At 59.1% G+C, this 24,055-nt stretch carries 22 protein-coding genes; 11 read left to right on the top strand and 11 right to left on the bottom strand.

The annotated features are described in order from the left end of the window. Positions 1-416 precede the first annotated feature (416 nt). The gene (locus ACN9MZ_RS17300; RefSeq protein WP_426338212.1) at positions 417-1,556 is read left to right on the top strand and encodes a GGDEF domain-containing protein; all 1,140 of its coding nucleotides are present in this window, start codon (positions 417-419) and stop codon (positions 1,554-1,556) included. A gap of 71 nt (positions 1,557-1,627) precedes the next feature. Here the strand turns inward: ACN9MZ_RS17300 and ACN9MZ_RS17295 are convergent, their stop codons facing one another. From ACN9MZ_RS17295 to ACN9MZ_RS17285, 3 genes are all read right to left on the bottom strand, one after another. Continuing rightward, positions 1,628-1,840: a hypothetical protein gene (locus ACN9MZ_RS17295; protein WP_426338211.1), complete on the bottom strand. Its 213-nt coding sequence runs from the start codon at positions 1,838-1,840 to the stop codon at positions 1,628-1,630. Beyond that, positions 1,837-2,118: a transcriptional regulator gene (locus ACN9MZ_RS17290; protein WP_426338210.1), complete on the bottom strand. Its 282-nt coding sequence runs from the start codon at positions 2,116-2,118 to the stop codon at positions 1,837-1,839. The genes ACN9MZ_RS17295 and ACN9MZ_RS17290 overlap by 4 nt, the downstream gene beginning before the upstream one ends. Positions 2,119-2,326: 208 nt before the next feature. Beyond that, positions 2,327-2,557, bottom strand: a complete 231-nt coding sequence (locus tag ACN9MZ_RS17285; RefSeq protein ID WP_426338209.1) for a hypothetical protein — start codon at positions 2,555-2,557, stop codon at positions 2,327-2,329. A gap of 663 nt (positions 2,558-3,220) precedes the next feature. Between ACN9MZ_RS17285 and ACN9MZ_RS17280 the strand changes: the two genes are divergently transcribed. The 3 genes from ACN9MZ_RS17280 to ACN9MZ_RS17270 all read left to right on the top strand — a co-directional run bounded on the left by ACN9MZ_RS17280 (position 3,221) and on the right by ACN9MZ_RS17270 (position 5,711). Further along, on the top strand, positions 3,221-3,538 hold the full coding sequence (locus ACN9MZ_RS17280) for a hypothetical protein (protein ID WP_426338208.1): 318 nt from the start codon (positions 3,221-3,223) through the stop codon (positions 3,536-3,538). A 323-nt stretch (positions 3,539-3,861) separates the two neighbouring features. Continuing rightward, positions 3,862-4,500, top strand: coding sequence for a hypothetical protein (locus ACN9MZ_RS17275; protein WP_426338207.1), 639 nt, complete (start codon positions 3,862-3,864; stop codon positions 4,498-4,500). Positions 4,501-4,526: 26 nt separating this feature from the next. Continuing rightward, positions 4,527-5,711: a DesA family fatty acid desaturase gene (locus tag ACN9MZ_RS17270; RefSeq protein WP_426338206.1), complete on the top strand. Its 1,185-nt coding sequence runs from the start codon at positions 4,527-4,529 to the stop codon at positions 5,709-5,711. A 345-nt stretch (positions 5,712-6,056) separates the two neighbouring features. Here the strand turns inward: ACN9MZ_RS17270 and ACN9MZ_RS17265 are convergent, their stop codons facing one another. The 3 genes from ACN9MZ_RS17265 to ACN9MZ_RS17255 all read right to left on the bottom strand — a co-directional run bounded on the left by ACN9MZ_RS17265 (position 6,057) and on the right by ACN9MZ_RS17255 (position 7,679). Beyond that, entirely contained in the window at positions 6,057-6,443 is a 387-nt protein-coding gene (locus ACN9MZ_RS17265) for a response regulator (protein ID WP_426338205.1), read from the bottom strand. Between the two features lie 208 nt (positions 6,444-6,651). Then, a complete protein-coding gene (locus ACN9MZ_RS17260) occupies positions 6,652-7,182 on the bottom strand; it encodes a hypothetical protein (RefSeq protein ID WP_426338204.1) in 531 nt (176 codons plus the stop codon). 353 nt (positions 7,183-7,535) lie between these two features. Continuing rightward, on the bottom strand, positions 7,536-7,679 hold the full coding sequence (locus tag ACN9MZ_RS17255; protein WP_426338203.1) for a hypothetical protein: 144 nt from the start codon (positions 7,677-7,679) through the stop codon (positions 7,536-7,538). A gap of 482 nt (positions 7,680-8,161) precedes the next feature. On the opposite strand from ACN9MZ_RS17255, the gene ACN9MZ_RS17250 reads away from it, so the two are divergent. Then, positions 8,162-9,607, top strand: a complete 1,446-nt coding sequence (locus ACN9MZ_RS17250) for a nucleoside hydrolase-like domain-containing protein (protein ID WP_426338202.1) — start codon at positions 8,162-8,164, stop codon at positions 9,605-9,607. A gap of 25 nt (positions 9,608-9,632) precedes the next feature. Then, complete coding sequence (locus tag ACN9MZ_RS17245; RefSeq protein ID WP_426338201.1) at positions 9,633-10,913, top strand: helix-turn-helix domain-containing protein; 1,281 nt, start codon at positions 9,633-9,635, stop codon at positions 10,911-10,913. A gap of 327 nt (positions 10,914-11,240) precedes the next feature. Here ACN9MZ_RS17245 and ACN9MZ_RS17240 read toward each other — a convergent pair whose 3' ends face one another. From ACN9MZ_RS17240 to ACN9MZ_RS17225, 4 genes are all read right to left on the bottom strand, one after another. Beyond that, on the bottom strand, positions 11,241-12,470 hold the full coding sequence (locus tag ACN9MZ_RS17240; RefSeq protein WP_426338200.1) for a glycoside hydrolase family 27 protein: 1,230 nt from the start codon (positions 12,468-12,470) through the stop codon (positions 11,241-11,243). A gap of 136 nt (positions 12,471-12,606) precedes the next feature. Then, positions 12,607-15,633 (bottom strand): family 43 glycosylhydrolase, encoded by a 3,027-nt coding sequence (locus tag ACN9MZ_RS17235; RefSeq protein ID WP_426338199.1) that lies wholly within the window; start codon positions 15,631-15,633, stop codon positions 12,607-12,609. A 4-nt stretch (positions 15,634-15,637) separates the two neighbouring features. Next, entirely contained in the window at positions 15,638-17,158 is a 1,521-nt protein-coding gene (locus ACN9MZ_RS17230) for an alpha-N-arabinofuranosidase (protein WP_426338198.1), read from the bottom strand. Positions 17,159-17,276: 118 nt separating this feature from the next. Beyond that, positions 17,277-18,353 carry a non-reducing end alpha-L-arabinofuranosidase family hydrolase gene (locus ACN9MZ_RS17225; RefSeq protein WP_426338197.1) on the bottom strand — a complete coding sequence of 359 codons (1,077 nt, stop codon included), beginning with the start codon at positions 18,351-18,353 and terminating at the stop codon, positions 17,277-17,279. A gap of 365 nt (positions 18,354-18,718) precedes the next feature. On the opposite strand from ACN9MZ_RS17225, the gene ACN9MZ_RS17220 reads away from it, so the two are divergent. The 5 genes from ACN9MZ_RS17220 (at position 18,719) to ACN9MZ_RS17200 (ending at position 21,970) form a co-directional block, all read left to right on the top strand. Further along, complete coding sequence (locus ACN9MZ_RS17220; protein ID WP_426342922.1) at positions 18,719-18,880, top strand: nucleoside hydrolase-like domain-containing protein; 162 nt, start codon at positions 18,719-18,721, stop codon at positions 18,878-18,880. Positions 18,881-19,048: 168 nt separating this feature from the next. Beyond that, a complete protein-coding gene (locus ACN9MZ_RS17215) occupies positions 19,049-19,657 on the top strand; it encodes a TetR/AcrR family transcriptional regulator (protein WP_426342921.1) in 609 nt (202 codons plus the stop codon). 103 nt (positions 19,658-19,760) lie between these two features. Continuing rightward, on the top strand, positions 19,761-20,555 hold the full coding sequence (locus tag ACN9MZ_RS17210) for an SDR family NAD(P)-dependent oxidoreductase (RefSeq protein ID WP_426342920.1): 795 nt from the start codon (positions 19,761-19,763) through the stop codon (positions 20,553-20,555). 213 nt (positions 20,556-20,768) lie between these two features. Continuing rightward, positions 20,769-20,966, top strand: a complete 198-nt coding sequence (locus ACN9MZ_RS17205; RefSeq protein ID WP_426338196.1) for a hypothetical protein — start codon at positions 20,769-20,771, stop codon at positions 20,964-20,966. Then, the gene (locus ACN9MZ_RS17200; protein WP_426338195.1) at positions 20,963-21,970 is read left to right on the top strand and encodes an NADP-dependent oxidoreductase; all 1,008 of its coding nucleotides are present in this window, start codon (positions 20,963-20,965) and stop codon (positions 21,968-21,970) included. The genes ACN9MZ_RS17205 and ACN9MZ_RS17200 overlap by 4 nt, the downstream gene beginning before the upstream one ends. Before the next feature lie 128 nt (positions 21,971-22,098). On the opposite strand, the gene ACN9MZ_RS17195 is transcribed toward ACN9MZ_RS17200, so the two are convergent. Next, the gene (locus ACN9MZ_RS17195) at positions 22,099-23,028 is read right to left on the bottom strand and encodes an alpha/beta fold hydrolase (RefSeq protein WP_426342919.1); all 930 of its coding nucleotides are present in this window, start codon (positions 23,026-23,028) and stop codon (positions 22,099-22,101) included. Between the last annotated feature and the right edge of the window lie 1,027 nt (positions 23,029-24,055).

Below are 24,055 nucleotides of genomic sequence, written 5' to 3'. Positions count from 1 at the left end.
CGAGGGAATCAGACAGGAGTTGCCAGATACGGCAAGACAGGACGGAGACCGCCAATCATTTGCGGTGCTTCATATGCGGTAAGATCAATATACAAGGCTTTGTGCGCCACACCTAGCGCTCACACCTAGCGCTATTTGTACGAAGATTGCAGTCAAGATGAAATCTTACCGGCTTGAAGGATCTAATAGGAAGCGCGAGCGGCGGACAGGCTCGGCGCGTGTTACTGTGGAAGCCCATGCGGCGGGAACATTCGGTGGCTTGCATACCGGTACTTGGCGGATGGATGACCTTGTAACTGGTTCGGAAAGCGAGGAGCGGCATCGGAACCTTCGCGTGACCCATGTAATGGCTATCGCAAGGGCAGTGTGCGTGCCGTTTCAAGTTGCGAGGAACGATGGATTTTAGTGCGTGAGCAATGGAAAAGATCGAGATCATGTCCGATGCGTATGAGGCAGTGCTGCCGCGGCGAAAGCGTGTCAAGGCGATTGCGAAGTCGCGCACTGGCAAGACACGATCGCCAGTTAAAAAAGAGCTACTGGCGCTATTAAAAATGGCTAGGGCGCTACTTAGCGCCAACAGTCTGGATGCGGCTTTGCACGCTATCGCCGAGAGCTTTCCCGAACTCCGGCCAGACGCGATTCTGCTCATAAGTAGCAGCGCAACAGGCGATAGCTGCTATTACCTCGATGCGCCTCATGGCGGCAGTTGTCTGGAACTGAACGATCGAATGTGTAGCAAGGTGCGCAAATTGGTGGAAAGCGGCACGCATCCAATGCCCCTGCAAGCCTTTACGTTGGACTGCGGAAGCCACGTGGCAGCCGCCTTTTCGGATGATGTCAACGGCGGCTTTATTGCGCTGAGTTGGCAGGCGCCGCCGTCCCAAACGGTACAACAGCATGCGCTGGCAATTCTTCCCCACGTCGCAGAACTCGCCGGTATGCGCCTTAACAACCTCCTTGACCAGTTACACCGGGAAGAAGAAGGACAGGAGCAATACCATGCCTTAGCGGCAACGCAGTCGCGCCAAATGGAGGAACTGCGCGTAAGCGAGCATGAGAAGGTTGAAGCCCGGGAATTGGCGGCGCAAGATGAGTTGACCGGTCTGCAGAATCGACGGGGCTTCCTCGCAAAATCGGAGCAATGCCTGTTGATCGCTCGCCGCCAGGAACTGGCGTGCGCAGTGATTTTCGCAGATGTGGATGGATTGAAGCTGATCAATGATCAACTGGGTCATGCCGCGGGCGATGAACTTATTCGCGACGCCGCGTATATTTTCAACAGCGCGTTCCGGCACGCGGACGTGGTGGGACGGGTTGGCGGCGATGAATTTGCGGCATTTACGTTTGACAATGCGACGCCCCGCACCATCGTCGAGCGTATTCGGGCCAAGATTGCCCAGTTCAATGCTAGCAAAAAAGGACCGCAAACAATGTCGCTGAGCATAGGCGTGATCAATTGCGATATCCACAGCGAGGAAACGCTGGCCGAATATCTGGTGCGAGCGGATGAGGAAATGTACCGGCATAAGCGGCAACGCGGACGCTCGCCACACTAGCCAAGCCGACCGGCATGGAGATCAATGTGCCTGGTCCCGGTGGCAGGGTGGCATGGTCCCGATGCGGCGCATTAATCGGTATGTACTTTCGCGCGTGATGGTGTGCGGCGTCCATCGATGGGCGAGCAAAGCACGCGCTCGACGACGTGCAGGGGAATGCAACGAGACAGCAAATAGCGCTGAGCGGCGGCAATCCCTACGATCGAACTCAGGGTAATACCGTATTGCACCAAAGCGGCGGTCCATACGTCTTCACGTCGTGTAATCTCGGAATTCTCGTTCATGGCGCGCTCACCGATACGCAATCGTCGCTGAAAAATGCACCGCGCATGAGGTCTTTGCGGAATAGGTCGAGCCATGAAGTGCTGTTACTAATCAGGTACTGTCTGTTCTGCCCAGTGGATTTGCGCCGCACCGTCAATTCGCCGTGTAATCCTGATACTTCATCGGTCTTCGGATCTGTCGTGTCGGTAGCGGTGAGAGAAAAATCTGCGCGGATCAGGCGATTGCTGCGCAATATCCTCTCAAATTCGGTAACGTCTTCCGCTTCGATCAGTCCCATACAACCTCCTCATGTGATCCTGCACGTTAAGTATAGACGTAAATGCTGGTGCACCGATGGGAAGTCATATGGACGTGCTTTGCCGCATCGCGGCGCGTCGTTGTTGACCAGGTACAAGAGGCAGACAGCGAAATGATCGGCCTATGGTGAATCGGTACGATTATGAGGCGCGTACCGGTGCCTGGGGGACGGGGACTGCCCAATTGTTTTAATGACGGCGAGCGCGCAATTGCTGGGCGATGATCAGTTGGGCGGCAGAGGCGCGACGACTGCGCCACTCGCCAAATAGCACACGCTGTAAGGTCGATTCTTCAATGCGTTGATTTCGCAGGAATTCGACGGCATAGCGCCAGCCATGGCTACGTACCAGGTCGATCGCATGGTTCAGATAGTGAAACTGTTGGACGTCGTGCCGTCGATCAGAATAGATGGTCTTCATAATGCCCCCTTCGCATGGGTAAGCAGCCTGGGCCCGAAAGTCGAGCGCCAAAGTCGACCATCCTGTCTCTGCAATCCGATGTTCAGCATGGATCCAAGCTGGGAACTTACCAGACTAGCACATTGCGAATGCTCCAGCGATTGGCAATCTCTATTGCAGTTGCTCGCCAGGGGATGCTGCCTCGATTGATTTGGCGTTGGCGACGCGATTGGGTTCAAGAGCGTAGATTGTTAGGATGTTACGTCGACCCGATCATGCCACTGCGGCGAAAATTTCGGCGGCCTTAGCCGCCAAGGCCGCGTTTGGCGAGCGGTTTGCCTTCTGCGTACCTTGCCGGGCTGCTGCTGCCCTTGGTGATGGACGTGTTCGCCCGGCCGATGTGGCAAACGCGCGAGCGCCAAGCCATCGCCAGGCCAGTGCCGATCGGAACGCGGCAGATGACGCACCGCTCTCATGGCAGAGGTTGCGCGGGCGGGAGGAAGTGCGTCCCGATTGGGGTTGCCTCGGTAGTGATCGCTGCCTATGAAGCCGGAGGCCGAATCATTCACGCGAGATGGGCCAGGCATTGGGACTCGGAGTGGATCGACGAGCGTCTTGGTGCGGCGGCGCATGTGAAGGTTTCGGCGTACACTCGGGGGATACTCACCAATCTGGAGAACCGTCATGAAAGAATCTGGACCGGAATTCTCCTTCCGCGGCCTGCCACTGAGTGCCGAACAGGAATCTGAAATTCAGCACTATATTCACCAACGGAAAAGGCGCGGATTGCAGCCGGATCCTGGTGAGCTGCGCGCCATGGTGCGCGACATGCTGGAGCCCCCCGCTAGCGAGAAGCCCGGTGGACCAACTGAAGCCGAAACCGCGTACGCTGACGCGGAACGTGCTGCCGGGATGTCCGATAACCGCGGTGACACGGTCGCAGCGGACGAGGAGCGAACTGCCGCCCGCGAGGCGGAAGCGATGAAACACTCAACGTCGTAAAGGCTTCACCCGTCGGTGCTATTGACTGCGGCGACAATGGTGTACCACCAGGCGCCTCGACCGTGCAGGAATGGTCCAGCGTTCAGAGCAACGTGAGAAAGCGCACTGGACACGCCGAAACCGTTAGGTGTAAGTGGCTTGTGAGCGTATAGTGGACAACAGGTGCCCGGCCAGTATTTGCAGTGAGGCAGGTCATCCTCGGCATTGCAGCTTGGTGGCGCGACCTGCGTCTGGCACGCTGTGCATGCCTCGTCGGTAAGGTGGGCCCGTTCGGTGCGAGTTCTTTCCGAAGCTGTCGCTGAACGTGAGCAAAGGAGTACGCCATGCGCCCCCAATCGGCATCGTGGTTTCAAGGTTGGAAGATCCTTCTGAGATGCGCGGAATTCAGGTGCCAGGATGGGTCGCTGAAGTTCGCCTCGACAGCCATACTCAAACATTTACCACCTGCATCGGATTGCGCGAGCCTTCAGTGGCCGGACAGGATGATGCGATCGATTGTTTTTCCGGGCGATGCATTCGTTTCGCGAGATGCCGCCAATGCCGATGCGATGTCGAAGGCGCGGCTTCAGATCCTCGCATTGAATGGGAGCACGGATCGCAGTGGGAGAAAGGTCATGAAGAGTCGACCCGATATGGCGCGGGACCAAGAGTCCGATGAGAGCCTGGCGGCTCAATTTGAGATCTCGTTCGACGGAAAGCGCTATGCGTTTCGCCAGCACCGTTACGAGGAATTCCAGGATGCGCTGCGCTATGCGGTAGCGGAGCATGCCAAGCCTGGCTTCGTGCACGACGACATATTTGCGCCGAGCTGGGCAGCAGCCTATCGTCCCACTGATGAAGATGAACGTACCATGAAGCGATACGGTATCGACTATGCAGAGGGGCATTTTCGCTATGGGGGCTATCGATACGGTCAACTGTGTGACGCGGTAGCGTTTGCCTCCGAACACCCGAACCTGTAGGCCAATGGCCACGAAGGAGTGCCGGTATGGAGCGCTATTTGCAATGGGTGGCCGAAGGACTGCTCGCGTTGAGCTGGTGGAAGCTGTTGTTGATCGGGCTGGTGACCACGCACGCGACGATCATTGCGGTGACGGTCTACCTGCACCGGTGCCAGACGCATCGCTCGCTGACATTGCGCCCGGTCGTGGCCCATTGCTTCCGCTTCTGGTTATGGCTGACGACGGGGATGGTGACGCGGGAGTGGGTGGCGGTCCATCGCTGCCATCACGCCCATTGTGAAACGACGAAGGATCCTCACAGTCCGGTGGTGATGGGTATTCACCAGGTGTTATGGCGCGGGGCCGAATTGTACCGGGGCGCGACCGGTGACCCCGCCCTGGTGGATCGCTACGGGGGTGGTGGACCTGCCGATTGGCTGGAGCGACGGATTTATGGCCGGTACACCTGGCAAGGCGTTGGCTTGCTTCTCGTGATCGAGCTGGTTTTGTTTGGTGCGCTGGGCCTGACGCTGTGGGCTTGTCAGATGATGTGGATTCCGTTTTTGGCTGCCGGGGTGGTCAACGGCTTGGGGCATTATGCCGGTTACCGCAATTACGACTGCAAGGAAGCTGCCACCAACATCGTTCCGTTTGGCCTGCTGATCGGTGGGGAAGAGCTGCACAACAACCATCACACTTTTCCTACCTCCGCCAAATTTTCAGTTCGCTGGTTCGAGCTGGATATCGGCTGGGCGTATATCCGCCTGTTACGTTGGTTGGGCCTGGCTTCGATTCGGCGACCACCAGATCGCTTGAAGCGATGCGCGGGACAGTTCGTGCCGACCCCGGTGACATTGAGGCTTGTGCTGGGCAATCGTCCGGTACTGATGCGCGAGCTGACCATCCTGACCTTGGACGTGTTTCGGTCTGAGCGCAGGGAACTGACCGAACTGATCCCCGGTGCGGCGCTGGATCAGACAAAGCGATTGTTGCGGCGCGCGCCCTGTCGGCTCACGGGAGTGCAAAGGATGGAACTGGGACAGGTGATCATTCACAGTGCACGGCTTAACACCATCCATGTTGCGCGGCAAACGCTGGAGAAATTGTGGGAACGTTCGCCTGCAACGCAGGAAGACCTTCTGATAGTCCTGCAGGCATGGTGCATGGATGCGGAGCGTTCTGGTCTGCGCCCCTTGCAGCAATTTGCCCGACAATTGGCGAGCTATGGATAGGAAGATCAATCGTGATGAGCGCCACTCGGCGGTGCGACACGCATCGCCCCATGCGGCAAAGCGGGGGAGGGCAGCGCGTCATTGATCGCGCTGAGGACTGAATCGCCGGTCGCACCATGCTCGAAGCACGCATGCAAACACGAGCAATGCGTGGCCGTGACAAAGCAAGCCTTGCCAGACTGCGGCTGGCGGGAAAAGCGGCGAAAGTCCGGAGCAAATGGGAGCGCAGGCAGAGGGAAATGCTGGATCGTATGTGCGATGTTCCAACCGCGCTTCAGAATACAACAAGTTGAGTGGAAGATCTGCGCCAGCTAGCCACTGACACGCACCGGCATGCGATGTCCCTCACGTCGATGCATGGCGGCCAAAGCGGGATACCAGCGCCAGCAATTCTTCCATCACGACCGGTTTCGTTAAGCGCAATACCATGTGTGCGTGTGCCGCTGCCTCTTGGCTGCCCGGACCGTCCCAGCCGGTCCAGGCAACAATGGGAAGTGCAGCACACCGGGGAAGTGCATGCATGGCAATCGCGGTTTCATAGCCATCCATGCCAGGCATTTGAATGTCGAGGAACACGATATCCGCAGGCCAGTCAGCCAAGATGGAAACGGCTGAAGCGCCGTCGTAGGCCACCTTGTTATCGATGTGATGGATACTCAGAAATTGGGAGGCCATGTCGACGGCGTCCTTGTTATCGTCGACCAGCAGTACGCGGGAATTGACATGATTCATGGCGCTCTCTTTGCGTCATCGCGACTCTGTCGCGACGGGCTAGAGAGAGGAAATGGCGTGGTAGGTTCGAATCCACCCTACACGAATTGTGCAATGAGCTCCGCACGTTTGAGGCGAACCACGATGAGAAGGTGGCATGCCGAAACGGAATAGTGCAAAGTGAGGGGCTGTTGGCCGCACACTTGGATACATTCAGTCCGGTGAATGCTCACCGGTGTAGCAAGGTGCGCTTGAACAGGATGGAGGGAGGGGCATTCTCGGGAAAGATGTCGTAGTGCCCAATTCGCCCGCTGGGTCGAACTTTCAAGGCCCTTCCTTTTCCGTCAATCATCTTGCTCTCCTGACGCAGATTCAAGTGATGGGCGGCTCGCGCGTTCTGCACGTTAAGCTGGAAAATGCCTTGTCCAGGTGCCTGGCTGGCAAAGGCGCAAGCATCGACCAGGCAATCGTAGCGATAGGTGCCGTAGAAGTAATGTCCGGCAACAAATACGATACCTAGTTGCTGCATCAGCCGCAATTCGTCGATCGAAGGTGCGCGGGGCGGGTTCGTGGGCCCAGTCAACCACGAAGGCGGCGCGCGAGAAGGATGAAGCAGCATGAGCTGCGCGTAATTGTATGCATCGATAAAGTTCTCATATGCATACCCGCGGTACAGGTACTCGCGCCCATTGAATCGGATAGAGCCTGGTCCAGAGCCGAACGTGCCTGCTGCACGGCGATAGTAATGATAGATTGTCATGCCAACCCCCTTGTTTCTTCGTCGTTGTCGTGGCGACGCTCGCTTCAGCCGATGACGAAAGATGGGATGTGGTCAGTGTACGCCGTTCCGTGCTTGTTTGCTGGAGGTCCCTGCGGCGGATGGTGCGCGCGAGGTGGGGGGCATGTATTGCGTCGCCCTTCGTTCGAGCCGGTAACCGGGCGCGCAAATGGGGGCTGACTTTCCGCAGATTGATAGAGAGGTCGGAATCCAAGCACCACCGCCATCGCTTGGACGCCTGGGTAATTGCGAACCGGCACGCGACGAATTGTTTATGTAAATCGGCCCTTCTTATGCACTGACGATCCCACTTCGGTACTTCGTCCCCGTCCTAATTATTTACCTGTCTCGGCTTCCCGATGCGAGCGACCGTCCACCTGGCTTAATGACGCCAGATGCTGCAGCGCCCGGGTCTTCTGCGGCGACAAACGCAGCGTCAGCGTTGATTTTGCCGGGAAGGAATTCATCGTCTGAAGCATTCAAGCGGCACCGGACCGGGCATTAGTTCGCGGTTCGGGTTGAAAGGGTGAATCAGAGCGCTAAAATGCGCCGTAGCGCCTGCGGGGACGATCACGAGATCGGGGCAACGGCGCTGACGATATGCCGCGCGTAGAGCAGTGGCGCAATAAATAAAACTTATGGCGCGCCGCCCTGGGCAGCGTTGGCCAGCTAATGTTACATCTAAAGCCCTGTTTTACGGGGCCTTTCCTTATTCCCTTTGCATCACCGCCCTGGCGGACGCCCGGCTGAACTGTGCAGGCTGGATTCCGTGAGCGCCCCTGAGCTGCGCCTGGCTCAATCGGGCCTCGGCGCCGCCGGCCCCAACGGCTGATGGATAGCGGAGCCCACCCTCATGGCGAGAGTAAATCGTTGGTGCCATTGGCGAATTTCATAATTGTTTTCTCGCGACTTGTGAATCACAATTCTTGCTTGCGGGCTAGCCCCTTAATTCACCAGAGACATGATGCGACTATTTTCAATCACTGCCATGTTGGCGGCGTTTCTGATCTTCGCGCCTGCCGTTAGCCTCGCCGAACCAAAACAACGCCTGATTGTCCTCAGCGATATCGAGGCCGATCCCGATGACAGCCAGTCGCTCGTGCGTTTGCTTCTGTACGCGAACCAGATCGATATCGAAGGCATCGTCGCCACGACCTCCACGCACCAGAAGTCGCATATCGCACCCGCATCCATGCATGCGATCATCGACGCCTACGGCCGAGTACAGCCCAATCTGTCCAAGCACGAATCGGGTTATCCGAAGGCGGAGGTGCTAAAAGCAGTGGTGCGCTCTGGTTCGCAACTCTACGGCATGCAAGGTGTCGGCGCCGGCAGGGACTCGCCGGGATCGGACGCCATCATCCAGGCCCTGGAGAAAAATGATACGCGTCCCCTGTGGGTCGCTGTGTGGGGCGGTGCCAATACTCTTGCTCAAGCGTTGTATCGGATCGACCACGACAGGACGCCGGAGCAGGCCGCGCGCCTGCTGAACAAGCTGCGCGTCTACACGATCTCCGATCAGGACGATTCCGGTATCTGGATGCGCACAAAGTTTCCCGATCTGTTTTACATCGTCAGCCCCGGCGGGTATGGCAATGGTACGTGGACGGGCATGCACTCGACTGAGCCGGGCTTCGACAGCACGGAAGTGAGCAACAACTGGATCGCCACCCATATCCAGCAGGGGCATGGGCCGCTGGGCGCTATATATCCGGATGTCTCTTTCGGCGTGGAGGGCGATACGCCATCCTTCCTATCCTTGATACCAAACGGCCTGAACGCACCCGAGCATCCGGAGTGGGGCGGCTGGGGTGGGCGCTACGAGTTGTACACGCCAGCGTTGGAGACCACCGATCCGAAAGGTTTCACCGGCAACGTTCCTATATTGCAAGAGCCGCGTGCCATCTGGACCAACGCCGTGGACAGTTACAGGCCGGTGGTCTACCACGACTATGGCCGCAGCGTGCAAGCCCACGACAAGGTCTCTACCGGGTACCGGACCACTGTCTGGCGCTGGCGCAAAGACTTCCAGAACGATTTCGCTGCCCGAATGGATTGGAGTGCCAAGTCATACAAGGAGGCGAATCATCCGCCAGTGGTAAAGCTCGGCCATGGTGATCGGCTGACCATCAAATCCGGCGAAGGCTTCATGATGAGCGCTGCCGGGAGCTTGGACCCCGATGGAGATAGCTTGAGCTACCTGTGGTTTCAGTATCCCGAAGCCGGCAGCTACAAGGAGCAGATCAAGCTGGGGTATGCGGAAAATCATCATACCGTTTGGGGGCAGGCGCCGGTGGTAAGCAAGACGGAAACCGCCCACTTCATCGTCAAGGTTATCGATAAGGGCAGTCCGCCGCTGACGCGTTACCGACGCGTTGTCGTCACTGTCGTGCCGACTAATTCCTAAGCCACCAGGTACGTTGAGCGAGGGCATGATGGCTGCCGCGAGGCCAGGCATCCAGAAGTACATGAAGGAGCCGTTGCGTGGCCTGGCGGAAGTCCATGGCGGCATGCTCTATGTTGTGCGGGTGCTGTCCGGCCATCTAACTTTTATCTATATGCGCGCGCTATGTTCAAAGGCACTGCTCCGGCTAGTCCTGCTTCTCGGTATGAGTATTGTGATCGGGTATCTGTGCGTCAGCCGCAGCTATCACCGCGTCGCCTTGTTTGAGCAAGAAGATTTTTCCTGGCAATTGCGCACGCACAGCAGCGCGACGACCAACCTGAACGCGAGAGTCGATGCGGCGCGCCTGATCATGGAATTCGTCCTGTCAGGCAGTCATCCCCGATCCTATGTTTCAACCGGCCTGCTGTTCACAGACCGCAACGGCAAACCGGCGCTGTTCGACTGGTCCCGGTTCGGCAAGGTCAGTTTCGAGGCGCGCTGCTTCCCTGCCAGTACCATCCGGGTCGGCCTGGCCACCTTCGATGAAAAGCTGTCCAAGCCGGGTGATCTGATGAGCTACCGCTCGCCGACGGCATACATCAACTGCAATCAGGACGGGGGCCGCGTCGAACTCGATCTGGCGCATTTAGCCATTCCGGAGTGGTGGGTTGACATGAACAAACTTAACCCATCCGATCTGGGCTACTCATTGGCCAAGGTCGCGCAGATCGAAGTCGGCACCAGCAACGCCAGCCGCGTCGGGACTCCGTCGCGTATCGAAATCGCTGGAATCGAAATGCACGAGCGGAAGTACGGCTACCTGTATTTTCTCGCCGTGTTCCTGGTACTGGCCTGGGCTGGTTTCGCGTTCTGGGTAGTCAAGCAGTACGCGGCGGCCCTTGCTAATGACCTGCATGCGCGGATGCAGAAAGACCTGCCGCTGGTGGCATATCAGCAGCTGGCGCTGGAGCCGCACCGGGAAAGGGAAAAATCCGCCATCTTGAGGTTGCTGGCGACGCGTTATGCGGATTCAGAACTGGACTTGGAAACCGTGGTCTCGGAAACCGGCGTCAACCGCAATAAGGTCAACGACATACTAAAAGCGGAAATGGGGTATACCTTTATCGGTTACCTGAACAAGCTCAGACTGACCGAAGCATCGCGCCTGTTGGTGGAGAACACCGGAGCCACTATTGCGGAAATCGCCTATTCGGTAGGGTATAAGAATTCCTCGTATTTCAATAAGCTCTTCAAGGAAGAGTACGAATGCACTCCCAAGGCATTTCGTGAAATTTGCAAGAAAGAGGCGCGGGAACCTGCGGCATGAAGTTCATATGCCGCCAGCGGCGCTGAGCGCGGCCCCATTCATGGGTGTATCCGTCGGCGCTGCCGCGCGCGCTTCATTCGGCAAGCGTGCGCCAAACGCGCATCGAGCCCCTGTCCGTATTGGGCACTGCCTGGTTGCAAAGGCCCCCTCCATTCATCGTTGGAGGAGGAGGAGGGGGCGACCGACCTTGGCTCCCTTAGAGGGCGGGTATTGCCAGCCGAGCTTGCCAGGTGCGAAGATACAACCGTTAGGGATCTGCCGGGCCGCGCGCCTGGCAAGGGCATCGTCAGGCAAGGACTCCTTGCGCGCCGCGCGGCCGGGGGCGCCCTAAGGTTTAACAGGGCCGCTCAGGAGCAGCATCAGCACGCCGTGCGGCGCCAGCCGCGCTTCCAGTTTGCCGCTGGTATCGCCCGTCTTCCTGCTCCACAGGTCGGACCAGCGGTAGGCGGTCTGCTTGAAATTGACCGACCGCTTGCTCAGGTCATCGGTCAGGAGGTGCGCCTGCCAGTCATGATGAACGTCGACAGCCTGGTCGGAGCGGTTCAGGAACATCAGTGCCCATTGGCCGCCTTCGAGTGGTTTGGCATAGAGCTCCAGCGGACCGTCGGCCAGGATGCGCAGCGCCTGCACACCCAGCTTGTCCTGGTTCACCGCGATCACGCCGGGGTTGGTCAGGATGCGGCGGCTCGACTCGGATATGGAACGCAGGTCGTTGCCCAGGATGAGGGGCGAGGCCATCATGGCCCAGATCGACAGATGGGCGCGGTCTTGATCCTCGCTCATGCCGTTGCCCACTTCGAGCATGTCCATGTCGTTCCAGTGGCCGGGGCCTGCGAACTTGCGCAGGCCTGCCTGCTTGTCGAGGATGCGCAGCACGCCCAGGCCAACCGAAAAGCCGGGGCTGTATTCGCAGTCGAAGCAGTTATAGATATCGGGCGTGGTGCGCCACATATGGCCGACCTTGCCGGCCCACTCCCACGGCTTGCTCATGCCCCATTCGCATATGCTGAACACCATCGGACGGCCCGACTTGGCGATCGCGTCGCGCATCGTGGTGTAGGCCGCTTCCGCATTCAGGCCCGGGGTGTCGCACCAGTCGTACTTGACGTAATCGATGCCCCATTTCGCATAGGTCCGCGCATCCTGATACTCGTAGCCGCGGCTGCCGGGGCGGCCGCCGCAGGTGGTCGCGCCGGCGTCTGAGTAGATGCCCAGCTTGAGCCCCTTGCCATGCACATAGTCCGCCAGCGCCTTCATGCCGGATGGGAAGCGCGTGGGGTCGGGCTGGATGTCGCCGTTGGCGTCGCGCTGGCCGTGCCAGCAATCGTCAATGTTCACGTACTGGTAGCCGGCGTCCTTCAAGCCCGTCTCGACCATGGCATCGGCAGTCTCGCGGATCAGGCGCTCGTCGATATCGCAGGCGAATTTGTTCCAGCTGTTCCAGCCCATTGGCGGGGTGTTGGCCAGGCCTTCAGCCTTTTGAGCCCAGCTATAGCCGCAGGCGGCGGCACCCAGCAGGGTGCCTAACACGAGCAGCGCTGTGCGTTTCATGTTCATATTGAATCCCTTTATCATGTGTCGGATTACGCCGCTGCAAGCGCGGCGCCAGTGGTGTTGGAGCGGCAATAGGTTGGTATCTATCGGCCGCGCCGTTTGTACAGAAAGCATGCCCGAGAGACAACCACGCCAAAAGTCAATATTTGCTCCCCCCACTTTGCCCTGTCCGGTAATTGTCAAAGTCGACCCGGCCGCCGGCGGACTTGGTCGAGTAAAAGAAGAGCGCGTAGCGGTAACCCATGAAGTGCGGGAAGGTGTAAGCCAGGCGCGAGGGACGGCCGATGGAGATCCAGGATTTGCCGTCGAGACTGTAGGAGAAGCGGGCGACTTCAGGCGCAGGCTGAAATTCGGTTTCGGCCTTGAGGTGAACGGAATTGCCGGAGAGGGGAATGGAGGCGATCTCCTCGGCCTGGCCTGAGTCGGCGCTCACCATGACGAGCGACTTGGCGCCGCCGCTCATTTTCACGCCAACAAAACCATACTCTTTCTGGAAAGCGGACAGGCCGGCCCAGTCGCCGTCTTTCATGCCGCTCACGTCGATGCTGGTGGTGGCGAAACTGTCAGGGCCAAACGTGCGCTGGGTGAGCGTATTCCTGGCCTCGAGCAGGCTGGAATCGATACGGCTGGTGACAAAGCTCATGTAGCCGGGACGCGTGGTGAGCGACCAGTTGCGCGGCTCGGGATTGTGATTCCATTGCCAGGCGAGGGGCAGGGCTGGGGCGCCAGGCAGGCGGTCGAATTCGTCCGAGGCGACGATCCCGGAGGCGCCGGAGGCGCCCTGTGCGCCGGCGGGGATGTCGAGCGTCATGGGGACCTCGCCGTCTTGGCCGAGCACGGGCCAGCCGTCCTTCCAGGTCACGGGCACGAGGTAGGGGATGCGGCCGACTGCGCCGTTGTCCCTGAACAGGTAGGCATACCATTTTCCTTCCGGGGTGTCGACCAGGCCGCCCTGGGCGATGCCGCGGTCATCGAGCATGATGCGGCCCTCGTAGGGGCCGTCGATGGCGTCGGCGCGGTGGACGATGACGGAGCGCGCCCAGCGGGTCTTGGGCGAGGCGATGTTGAAGAGGTAGTAGCGGCCGTTGATCTTGGAAAGCTGCGAGCCCTCGCCGCAAAGCCCGCCCTGGTCGGCGCCGAAGAGCGCGTTCACCTGTTCGATGATGGGCTTGTTCACGCCGCCCGGCTTAATTCCAGAGAGATCCGGTTTCAATTCGGTGAGCATGATGCGATTGCAGCCCCAAACCATGTAAGCGCGGCCGTCGTCGAAAAACAGGCTGTGGTCATGCATCGCGGGCGCGAAATTCGTCTCTTTCCACGGGCCGCGCTCCGGATCGCGCGTGGTGTAGATATGGGTGCGCCCACCGGCGGTGGGGGCGAAGGTCGAGGCATGGAACACGCCGTCGTGATAGCGCAGGCTGCTGGCCCAAGAGCCGGCACCGTAGGCGTTGTTGCCGTTTTCGAGGCGGAAGGCTTCGTCGTCGGCCAGGGTTTGGTAGGCGTAGGAGGCCATGCTCCAGTTGACCAGGTCCGTCGACTTCATGATCGGGAGGCCCGGGCTCATGTGCATCGTCGTGCTGCTCATGTAGTAGGTTTTTCCGACACGGATGACTGCGATGTCGGGGACATCGGCCCAGATAAGGGGATTGTGGGCACGATTCGCCTGTGCCGCCGGAAGAGGCCGGGATGCGACGGAGGCGCCGTCCGCGGGCAGAGCACTCTGGGAGAATTGCCAGTAATCGAATTTGAACAGTTCCTCGCCGGCGGCACCGCGAAACATGAAGAAGAGATCGTGGACGCCAGCGGCTGCGGAAATCCGGGTAGACTGCAGCTGCCATTCGCCGCCGGTTCCCGCGATCGGCAGCGTGCCGATCAACTGGCCGTCGAGCTTATCCAAACGAATCTCGATCTTCGCCCCGGTGGCCTGCTTCGCCTTGGCAGTGCTGGAGAGGCTGGCCTTGAAGGCGCGCGCGCCGGCCGCGCCGAAATCGACATTTCGTACCTGGATGTGGTCGCCGTCGTGAATGTCGCGCACGTTCTGGCCGCCGGCGCTGCTGGGCTCGATCTTGACACCGGAAGACCAGGCGATGGTCTCGGCTTCCACGCGCTTGTAGGGATCGAGGGTGGCGAGCGGTGCCGGCCCTTCCTTGGTCGGCTGCACCATCTGGACCGAGCCATCCGGCTTGAACTTCAACTCATCGACCGCCACGGAACGTTTGAAGCCATCGCCTCCCGGCAGCGCGCCGTTGTGGTAGAAGAGGTAGGTCTTGCCCTTGTAATCGACCACGCCCGGGTGGTTGGTGAAGGCGCTTTGCGGGGGCATGACGACGCCGCCATAGGTCCACGGGCCTTCCGGTGTAGGGCCGGTGGAGTAGGCGAGATGCTCAGGGATGGGACCACCGGCAAAGAACAGGTAATTGAGATTCTTGCGCTTATAGAGCCAGGGACCCTCTTCGTAGGATGTGCCGCGCAGGGCAGACTTTGGCAGCGTAGTGCCTTCTTTGTCCGGAGGATTGCGCTCGGCCAGGGCCTTGACGGTCATCGGATGGCGAATGATGCCCTTGTCCCCGACGCTGGTGTCATAGGAAATCATGTCCTTGTTCAGCTTCACCGACCACAGATTTGGATTGCCCCAGGCGAGATAGGCCTGGCCCTGGTCGTCGATGTACAGGGTCGGATCGATGCTGTCGTACAGGCCGCCGGCGTGGCCGGCGATCAGCGGTTTTTTGAGGGGATCGGTGTAGGGACCCAGGGGATTATTGGCCACGAGCACGCCGATGCCCCGGCCTTGCACCGGGCCATAGAGATACCATTTGCCATCCCGCTCGATCACCTGGGGAGCCCAGGCGCCGTTGTCGAAACCGTCCCAGCCGGATTTCTCCTTGGCGGCCCAGGGAAAATCCCGGAGGGAGGCGACCACGCCATACTGGGTCCAGTTCACCATGTCCGTGGTCGTGGCGAGCACCCAGTTCTTCATGTTGAAGTTATTTTTTTCGCCGGCGTCTTCGTCGTGGCTGGAGAACAGGTAGAGCGTGCCCTTATGGACCATCGGCGCCGGATCGGCCGTATTCATCGTCTGAATAACCGGGTTGAGCGCGAACGACGCTGCGGGCAGCGTGGCCAACACGGACAAGAGGGCGGCAGCGGAGCGGGTTGATTTTGTCATGAGATTACTCCTCCAATGCGACCACCAGTACGGCCTTGGCAGGCACCTTGAGCGATAGCTTGCCGCCTGCAGCGCGCGCGCTGAACGCCGCCGGCTTGATGGCCTGCGGATACTGAAAGGTGTTGTGCGCATCCATCTTGGCCGAGGTCAGCACCTTGCCGGCCGCACCTTTCAGCTTCGTGCCGGCGACGTCGACGGCGACGTCGACCGCCTTGGACGGATCGGTGTTAACCAGCGCCAGGTACATCTGGCCGTCCTTGGCACGTGCCGCCGAAGCGCTCACGCCCGGGATGGTCGTTGCGCCCAGGGTGTAGCTGGTGTTGTCCTTGATCGCCAGCGGCAGCGACTTGGCATCCTGGAACGGCACATACATCTGGAACGTGTAGTAAGTCGGGGTCAGGACCATCTTCTCCTCGTCGGTCAGGATCATCGCCTGCAGGACGTTGACCATCTGGGCGATGGTGGTCATGGGGACCCGTTCCGCGTGCTCATGGAAGATGTTGAAGTTGAGCGCCGCGACGAGCGCGTCGCGCAGGGAGTTCTGCTGGAACAGCGCGCTCCTGGCGCCCGCTTCGTCATACCAAGTGCCCCACTCGTCGATCATCAGACCGATCTTCTTTTCGGGATCGTTCTTGTCCAGTACCACCACGTGATCCTTGATCAGTTGATCCATTTTCAAGGTGTTGGCAAGGGTCGAGATCCATTCGCCCTCCTTGAAGCCGAGGTCCTTGCCTTTGACGTCCCAGCTGCCCGTCGGGACCGTATATTGGTGCACGCTGATGCCCGTGGTGCGGCCCTTCAGTTCCTTGCTCAAGACTTGGGTCCACGCGGTTTCGAGGCCACTGCCGCCGCTGGCGATCATCTGCGGCCTGGACTGCGCGGGCGCCCTCAGGAACGCTTCGTAGTTGCTGTACAGGTTGGCATAGTACTCGGGCTTCATGTTGCCGCCGCAGCCCCACAACTCATTACCGATACCGAAGAAGGCGACTTTGAACGGCTTTTCGCGCCCGTTCTTTGCGCGCAGCCTGGCCAGGGGCGAGCCGCCGTCTGCGGTCATGTACTCGATCCAGTCGGACATCTCTTGCACGCTGCCGGTACCGACGTTGCCGTTGACGTAGGCGTCGGCGCCCAGCATGTCGATCAGGTCGAAGAATTCGTGGGTGCCTACGGCATTGATCGCGTCCACCGTGCTCCCGTGGACGTTGGCCGGGCGCTGGTCCTGGGGGCCAATGCCGTCGCGCCAATGGTATGTGTCGGCGAAGCAGCCGCCCGGCCAGCGCACCAGCGGCACATGCAAGGCCTTGAGCGCACCCACCACGTCATTGCGCCAGCCCCTGGTATTGGGGATGGCCGGCATGCCTTCGTAGACGCCGGTGCCGAGGTGTTCGGCGAACTGGCCATAAACGTTCTTGTTGATGATCGGGCCGGGTTTGGCTGCGTCGATGTTGATGCTGACCTGGCCGGCGGCAAAAGCTGGCGCCGCGATCAAGCCGAGAACGGCGAGGCCGTGTTTGACGATGTTCATGCGGGAGGAAGCTCCAAACTGTGTTGTTGAAGGATTGCTGCGCAGCCGCCCGCTGCGCGGCGGCGCTGGCAGAAGGCGCCTGAGGGCGGCCGCCATGGGCGGACCGCCGGAGCGATTCTCAGTGGGATGACGCGCCGGGTCGCCGGCAGAGGGCGCTTACGGGATTCGGCCCCTTGGCCGTGATCACGCCGAGGCGGTACGGAATCTTGATGTAATCGTCCACGCGCACTGCAGGGTCATTTCCCTGGAAGAGGTATTCGAGCGGCTGGCAGGGGTCGATTGTCATCGTTTGATCGGTATTGATCCGCACCAGTTCGCCGTGTGAAATGCCTTCCGACCAAATCTTTGCCACGTTATCGCGCGTCGCGAACGCGTTCATTGGCGCGGACGAGAAGGGCTCCCATTTTCCGTCCAGGCTATTGCTTTTCCAGATCCGGAAATAGCGTCCTGCGGGCGATATTGCCTCCACCAGCGTAATGTAAGTGTTCGTGTTGGCGATCTTGTAGGTATTGCTCGCCTCGAACACGTCCTCCTTTTTTTCGGACATGACAGCGACAGTGTTACGGAAGCCATTCGGGAACTGGCCTAACTCGGTTTCGGACCTCAGCAAACGTCCGTTATCGTCGGTACCGAACAGATAGCATTTTTTATCATCGCAGATTACCCAAAAATCCAGCCAGCCGACGCCCAGGGGAGCCTTGACGATGTCGGGTTCGACTGGAAAGAACTTTTTGGGCGCGCTCCACGACAACGGGTCGCCGATATCTTTCGAGGTTGAATACAGCGGATCGGCGCCTTGATATACGAGATACCACGTCTTCTGCGGAGCGAAATAAAATACTTGCGGCGCTGCGCGATAACCTGGCCCCATAGGGGATTTGTCAAGCGGGACTATTTTCGCTGCCGGTGCGTTCGACCAGCTGTCAAAGCTGGTGTATCCAAGGCCCCAGCCAGCAGACCCGGCCGTTGTAATGAATGCGTGGTATTTGCCGTCCACGTAGACGATCGAGGGATCTTTCACGCCGTAGATTGTCTGGTTTGGATCCTCCTGAGGCGAAATAAGCTGGGGGCTCGAAGTCCAGTTAAACGCCAGTCTCGCAGGCTCCGTCAAGTGGTTGGCAATTGCGTTGTTCCCACTCCATCCTGCGAAGGCAGCCAGCAGGCTCACAACCATGCTGCATTTTTTTAGATTCATTAATAACTTCCTCGATTTGGCACGTCCGAAAGTACTTCGGAATGGAGCATAGACCGAGTTGCATGCGTACGAATAAGACAGAGTGCAGAGACTTGGCCACTTTGCTGATTGATGAACGAAGTGTGCCAAAAGTTTTATGCTGCCCAGGCCTGCACTTGCCAGGCGAGCAGCAAATGGACGCGGGAAATAGAGATAAACGCCTGAGTTCTTCAACTATCTGCACACTGCTAGCATTCTCAGGAAAATCGCTACCAGCGGCTGCGCCGGTTTGTCTCCCCTATGCTGACACTGGCCTGAGAAAATCTTCCGGGCGATGCTGGCTGCGTTACTGGCTTGCGTGCCGCTCTTAGCTTCGCCCCCTGTGAATTGCAGTTTGGGGCGGCGCCAATACGCTCGCTCAAGCGTTGTACCGCATTGGCCAGGACAGGACGCCGCAGCAGACCGCTCGCTTGCTCAGTAAGCTGCGCGACGCCGGCGGAATGAGTCGTTATTGGAGACGACGTCCGCCGTTGGCGCGGAGTTGGTGAGGCGCTCATCGGTAATATTTATGATAGTTATCATATGCTGATTCCTGGGCAGCCTACAGATGGTGTGCGGGTTGCCAAGCCGCTGTCGAACGGTTCGTTCGCTTAGCGGGCCGCCTGTGCGGGTGAGACGAGTTGGCGGCCAGAATGCACGTGGCAGAAAAATGGTATATGATGCTAATCATGCAGACCACCACTCGAAAGCGCACATCGGCCAGCCGCAAAGAACTCACACATGAGCGAATCGTGGAGGTGGCGTCGCGCGCCATTCGTCGCAGCGGATACGATGGCACGGGTGTCGCCGACATCATGAAGGAGGCCGGACTAACGCACGGCGGGTTCTACGCGCACTTCGAATCGCGCGATGCATTGCTGGCGGAAGCTGCCGATCGTGCCGGTACAGAGTCGGTCGCGTTGGCGGCGCGGGTGGCTGCGGCAGCGCCACCAGGACAGGCCGTGCAGGCGATGATGCAGGCTTATTTATCGCCAGAGCATATTGCTGCCATCGAGACCGGGTGCCCGGTATCGGCGCTCGGTTCGGAGATGCCGCGGCAATCGCCAGAGGTACGGCGCGCCGCGACGATTCATATCAAGGAAATGATCGACGTGTTCGCGCGCCAGATGCCGGACTGGGGACAGCCCCGGGCGCATGAGCAGGCGATGGCGCTGGTGTGCGCCTTGATCGGGACGACGGTGATGGCAAGGGCCGTTGACGATCCCCGGTTGTCTAAAGCGTTGTGCGAGGCGACGATGAAGCAGTTTTCTCCCGCAAAAGAGTAAAGAAGTTAAATTTTTTTTGCGCGTGAATATGATGCGCATCATATCAACCTATCGCGCTGAGGTGAAGCGCCAAATCGCGAGACTTTCGCAGAGGGAGGACATGATGATTACCGATTCAAAAATTGCAGTGATCACGGGGGCTTCGTCGGGCATCGGCGCGGCATATGCCGAGCGTTTCGCGCGGCGCGGTTACGACTTGGTACTGGTAGCACGCCGCGCTGAGCGGTTGCAGTCGCTCGCGGCCAGCCTGACGGACCAGTATGGTGTCCGCGTCGAGTCCCTTGTGGCCGATCTGGCTTCTGAGGAAGGGCAGGCGCGTGTTGAGCAACGTCTTGCTTCCAGCCCAGCCGTCAGTGTGTTGGTGAACAACGCTGGCATCGCCAGGCTTGCAACGATTTCGACAAGCCCGCTGCAGGATTCGTTGGCCCAGATCGCGTTGAACATGACTGCGCTGACCCGATTGACGCATGCCATTCTGCCGGGCATGTTGGCGCGAAACACAGGGTCGATCATCAATATATCTTCTGTGATGGCGTTGAACACGCTCCCGATCAGTTCCGTCTACAGCGGCTCCAAGGCGTTCGTGTTGGCATTTAGCCGCGGCCTGCAGCAGGAACTGGCGGATACCGGCGTGAAAGTTCAGGTCGTGTTGCCTGCGGCGACCGCCACGGAGATCTGGGATCAGTCGGGCGTGCCTTTCGCTGCGCTCCCGCCCGAAGCGGTGATGACCACTGACAATCTCGTCGATGCGGCACTGGCCGCGTTTGATCAAGGGGAAACCGTCACGCTGCCGTCGGTGGCTGAACTCGGAATGATCGACAACTTCGAGTCTTCCCGCATTGCTCTCTTTGGCGCCGCCCAAACCGGCAAGGTGGCACCGCGCCTGCAATCGCGCTGAATTGTCCGATTGAGAACTATGCACTCCACACTCTGGTGTTCCTTGCCTTGGCTGCCACCTGGCTGCTGGCGCCAACTCTGCTGCTGGCAGAGTGGGGCGTAGAATTCAATCACGAGGTAGGGCTGCTGGGGCGCCGCGCCGCGGCACTCTACGCCGGTGTGGGCGTGACGGAGCGCGGAAGCGTCGCCAGCGCGCTCGGCTTTGGTAAGGGGATTGGTCGTTTCCTGCCTCATGCTTGTTGCATTGGGGCTGTATGAATTCTGGCGCGGCCACGCAACCGACAAGATAACGCTGGCGGTCGCCTTCGAGGTCGCGTTGGCGCTGGCATTCCTGTCGGCGCCCGCGGGTGGCGGGAAAGTGGTGCCGCAGGGCGCCAGTATTACTCCTTTAAAGAAGAGAAAGTCGAAATGAAAGCACTTGTCCTGAAACGTTATGGCGCGACGGATTCGCTCGCCTTTGCCGATGTGCCGCGGCCAACCATCAAACCGGACGAGATCCTGGTCCAGGTGTATGCCGCCGGTCTCAATCCGATCGATTACATGATCCCGAAAGGATCGTTCAAGCCCATCCTCAAGTTCGACCTGCCCGCCACCATGGGGAGCGACCTGGCAGGCGTTGTGGTCGAGGTTGGAAGTCGCGTCACGCGCTTCAAGGTCGGCGACGCGGTGTTTGCCAGCTTGTTCGATCTGGGCGCGGGTTCCCTGGCCGAATATGCGGCCGTACCGGAGCGGGCCGCGGCGCATAAGCCGGCCAACCTGGATTTCGTCCAGGCGGCATCGATTCCGATGGTTGGCCTCACCTCGTGGCAGGCGCTCAAGGAGCGCGCGCAGTTGCGCCCGGGGCAAAAGGTGTTCGTGCCGGCAGGATCGGGAGGTATTGGGACCTTTGCCATCCAGTTGGCCAAACAGCTCGGTGCCATTGTAGGCACCACAACCAGCACCGGAAACGTGGATCTGGTGCGCAGCCTCGGCGCGGATGAGATTGTCGACTACAAGAAGCAGGAATTCGAAAAGACGCTGCGTGGTTACGACGCCGTGTTGGGCACGGTGCGCGGCGATGGGATCGAAAAATCAATGCAGGTCGTCAAGCCGGGCAGCAGCATTGTCTCGCTCATTGGGCCGCCTGACGCCGCATTTGCACAAGAGCGCGGCATGAATTTCCTGATGAAGTTCGTGTTTGGCCTGTTGAGCCGCAAGGTGATCCGCCTGGCACGAAAGCGCAATGCCCAGTATTCGTTCCTGTTCATGCGGCCCGACGGGCGTCAACTCGGCAAGATCGGGGAGATGCTTGAATCGTCGCGCATCCGGCCGGTCATCGACAAGGTTTTCCCTTTCGCCAACGCGAAGGAGGGACTGGCATACCTCGAGCAGGGACGAGCTAAGGGCAAGGTAGTGGTCGAGTTGGTGAAGTCCTGACCAAACGTTACCGGCGCGTACAGGGCCGTTGCCGGAATTTTCAGTCCTGGAGACGAAGACAATGCAAGAAGACGACAAGCTGGCACTGCCGCGCTGGCGTGTGAAATGTGGTGCAACGGCCGCGTCGGCTACTTGGCCAGGAAATCGAGCACTTCGCTGACGAATTGGTCGTGATACTGGAACACCCCGCCATGGCCCGCATCGGGATAGATAACCAGTTTGCTGTTCGAGAGACGTCGCGCGAGGTCGATTGAGTTGTTGGACGGTACCATGCGGTCCTGGTCGCCGTTAGCAACCAGGACAGGCTGCTTGATGACCGAGAGGTCGGCAGGCATTTTCTGTCCCCATGCTTCCAGCGCCCGCAGTTGTGCAATATAGGCAGAAGGGGTGATCTCCTTGTCCCGATCGTCCGTGCGCTCTTTCAGCCGCGCGAGAAATTGCCTGCCTGCCGCAATGCCGCCCGGGGTCCTGGTGAAAAAAAGGTATTGCTTCGGATCCTGAAAAGTGAAAAATGCGCGTAGCAGGTCATAGTTCGCGACGCCTGCCACTGAGCTGATGCCTTCGCCGCCTGCGGGGCCCGTGCCGGCCAGGATCATCTTGCGAACCAGGTGGGGCTTCTTCAGGACGATCTCCTGGGAAATCATGCCGCCCATCGAGAAGCCGAACAGGTCGACCTGTTCGAATTGCATAGCCTTGATGAACGCAATGCCATCGTCCGCCATCTGTTCGATCCTGTCGGTAGGAGCTCCACCGGATGCGCCGACTCCACGGTTGTCAAAGACGACAACGTGATGTTTTGCAGCCAGGCCGTCCACGATGCGCGGGTCCCAATTGTCCAGTACCGCCGCAAGGTGGTTCAGGAACACCACTGGAGTGCCCCCATGTTGACGGCCCAGTTCGCGGTAGGCGAACGTAGTTCCCCCCACCGAAAGGAATTGTGTCGGGACGGTAGCCCAGTGCGCGTCGGTCGACGGCGCAGTCCGGGGTGTTGGGGTGGCAGCGGTAATGGCGGCACCGCTGTCGTCCGCTGCCCAGCCTGTGAATGGCATTGTCATCATGGAGGCCAGGGCGCTAGCCACCAAGGCTTTGCGCTTGCATATGGAAAGATAAGTCATGACGTCGTTCTCCAATTCAAAAAAAGTTTCGGCATCTGTCACGGTACCCGCCGTGGGTGCGCACGTGACGTTCCCCGACAGCGATGCACAACGACTCCACCAACGCCCCCTCTTGCACTTTCATGTGGCGACAACTCGGTGCTCGCCGCCTCATGCAATATCCCAAGGCGGCAAGGCGTTGACGGAACGTATGTAATATGATGAACATCATACAGGATATCCATCACAAGCTGTGTTTGGCTTTTATTGGGACGAGCAAGACCTTAGTTCGATAGCATTTGATGTAAATATGATGTTCTTCATATAGCAAGCTTTTGACAGTCGGCGTGTCTTGGTCAGCATGTCGGCACCATCCTTGTTGTCTGGCGAAGCACGTCAACCGATTCCAGGTTCAAATGAACCTACCTCCAAGTTCGTCCGCTTGGGCACGTGTTCTTTGCTGAAGCGCATCCGGAATCGTCTCCGGTGGCAACACGTAATCGTCGATGTACTCGTGTTTTGTGCAGCGCACAAATATGTGTGCTATACTGCGTCCCGTGGTGAAGTTCTCGAGTACTTCACCTTTGTAGCACCATATTCGTAGGTCACACTGAAGGCACCATGCAGATAGCATGGGCTTCCAAACTCCGCACCGGGCAGATAGCCCGGGCTGGAGTGTCGATTGAAGCGTTGGAATTACATTGAAACGAAGCCCGCACGAAGCGGGCTTTTTTTTATTCTCAGGGCGGCTTGCTACTTATTTCCTTGCTGCACCTCTGGCTACCTGGCGGCCTATTGCTGCAAGGCCCAGTCACGGATGCGATGGCGTTGATGAATGTGCATGTGGGCGAAAGTCGGGCGTGAATCACATTGACTATCGCGCCGCAGGATTGATCCGTATATATGCTTAGGCACTGGCGCCTCTTCGTGCTATGGTCAGTGGCTGCCTAGTGTTTGTTATTCTTGCCCGCAGCAATCGCAAAAGCGGAGG

Source organism: Pseudoduganella sp. S-14, assembly GCF_049913285.1.
In the GTDB taxonomy this organism is placed as follows: Bacteria; Pseudomonadota; Gammaproteobacteria; order Burkholderiales; family Burkholderiaceae_D; genus Rugamonas.
Note: the sequence above shows the minus strand (reverse complement) of the source record. Positions and strands in the feature narration are given on the sequence as shown.

Coding starts and splice junctions, on each gene's coding strand:
- ACN9MZ_RS17280 (WP_426338208.1), top strand. CDS start 3,221: ATGAAAGAATCTGGACCGGAATTCTCCTTCCGCGGCCTGCCACTGAGT.
- ACN9MZ_RS17260 (WP_426338204.1), bottom strand. CDS start 7,182: ATGACAATCTATCATTACTATCGCCGTGCAGCAGGCACGTTCGGCTCT.
- ACN9MZ_RS17265 (WP_426338205.1), bottom strand. CDS start 6,443: ATGAATCATGTCAATTCCCGCGTACTGCTGGTCGACGATAACAAGGAC.
- ACN9MZ_RS17285 (WP_426338209.1), bottom strand. CDS start 2,557: ATGAAGACCATCTATTCTGATCGACGGCACGACGTCCAACAGTTTCAC.
- ACN9MZ_RS17275 (WP_426338207.1), top strand. CDS start 3,862: ATGCGCCCCCAATCGGCATCGTGGTTTCAAGGTTGGAAGATCCTTCTG.
- ACN9MZ_RS17235 (WP_426338199.1), bottom strand. CDS start 15,633: ATGACAAAATCAACCCGCTCCGCTGCCGCCCTCTTGTCCGTGTTGGCC.
- ACN9MZ_RS17200 (WP_426338195.1), top strand. CDS start 20,963: ATGAAAGCACTTGTCCTGAAACGTTATGGCGCGACGGATTCGCTCGCC.
- ACN9MZ_RS17245 (WP_426338201.1), top strand. CDS start 9,633: ATGATGGCTGCCGCGAGGCCAGGCATCCAGAAGTACATGAAGGAGCCG.
- ACN9MZ_RS17240 (WP_426338200.1), bottom strand. CDS start 12,470: ATGAACATGAAACGCACAGCGCTGCTCGTGTTAGGCACCCTGCTGGGT.
- ACN9MZ_RS17225 (WP_426338197.1), bottom strand. CDS start 18,353: ATGAATCTAAAAAAATGCAGCATGGTTGTGAGCCTGCTGGCTGCCTTC.
- ACN9MZ_RS17300 (WP_426338212.1), top strand. CDS start 417: ATGGAAAAGATCGAGATCATGTCCGATGCGTATGAGGCAGTGCTGCCG.
- ACN9MZ_RS17195 (WP_426342919.1), bottom strand. CDS start 23,028: ATGATGACAATGCCATTCACAGGCTGGGCAGCGGACGACAGCGGTGCC.
- ACN9MZ_RS17270 (WP_426338206.1), top strand. CDS start 4,527: ATGGAGCGCTATTTGCAATGGGTGGCCGAAGGACTGCTCGCGTTGAGC.
- ACN9MZ_RS17295 (WP_426338211.1), bottom strand. CDS start 1,840: ATGAACGAGAATTCCGAGATTACACGACGTGAAGACGTATGGACCGCC.
- ACN9MZ_RS17255 (WP_426338203.1), bottom strand. CDS start 7,679: ATGCTTCAGACGATGAATTCCTTCCCGGCAAAATCAACGCTGACGCTG.
- ACN9MZ_RS17290 (WP_426338210.1), bottom strand. CDS start 2,118: ATGGGACTGATCGAAGCGGAAGACGTTACCGAATTTGAGAGGATATTG.
- ACN9MZ_RS17250 (WP_426338202.1), top strand. CDS start 8,162: ATGATGCGACTATTTTCAATCACTGCCATGTTGGCGGCGTTTCTGATC.
- ACN9MZ_RS17215 (WP_426342921.1), top strand. CDS start 19,049: ATGATGCTAATCATGCAGACCACCACTCGAAAGCGCACATCGGCCAGC.
- ACN9MZ_RS17230 (WP_426338198.1), bottom strand. CDS start 17,158: ATGAACATCGTCAAACACGGCCTCGCCGTTCTCGGCTTGATCGCGGCG.
- ACN9MZ_RS17210 (WP_426342920.1), top strand. CDS start 19,761: ATGATTACCGATTCAAAAATTGCAGTGATCACGGGGGCTTCGTCGGGC.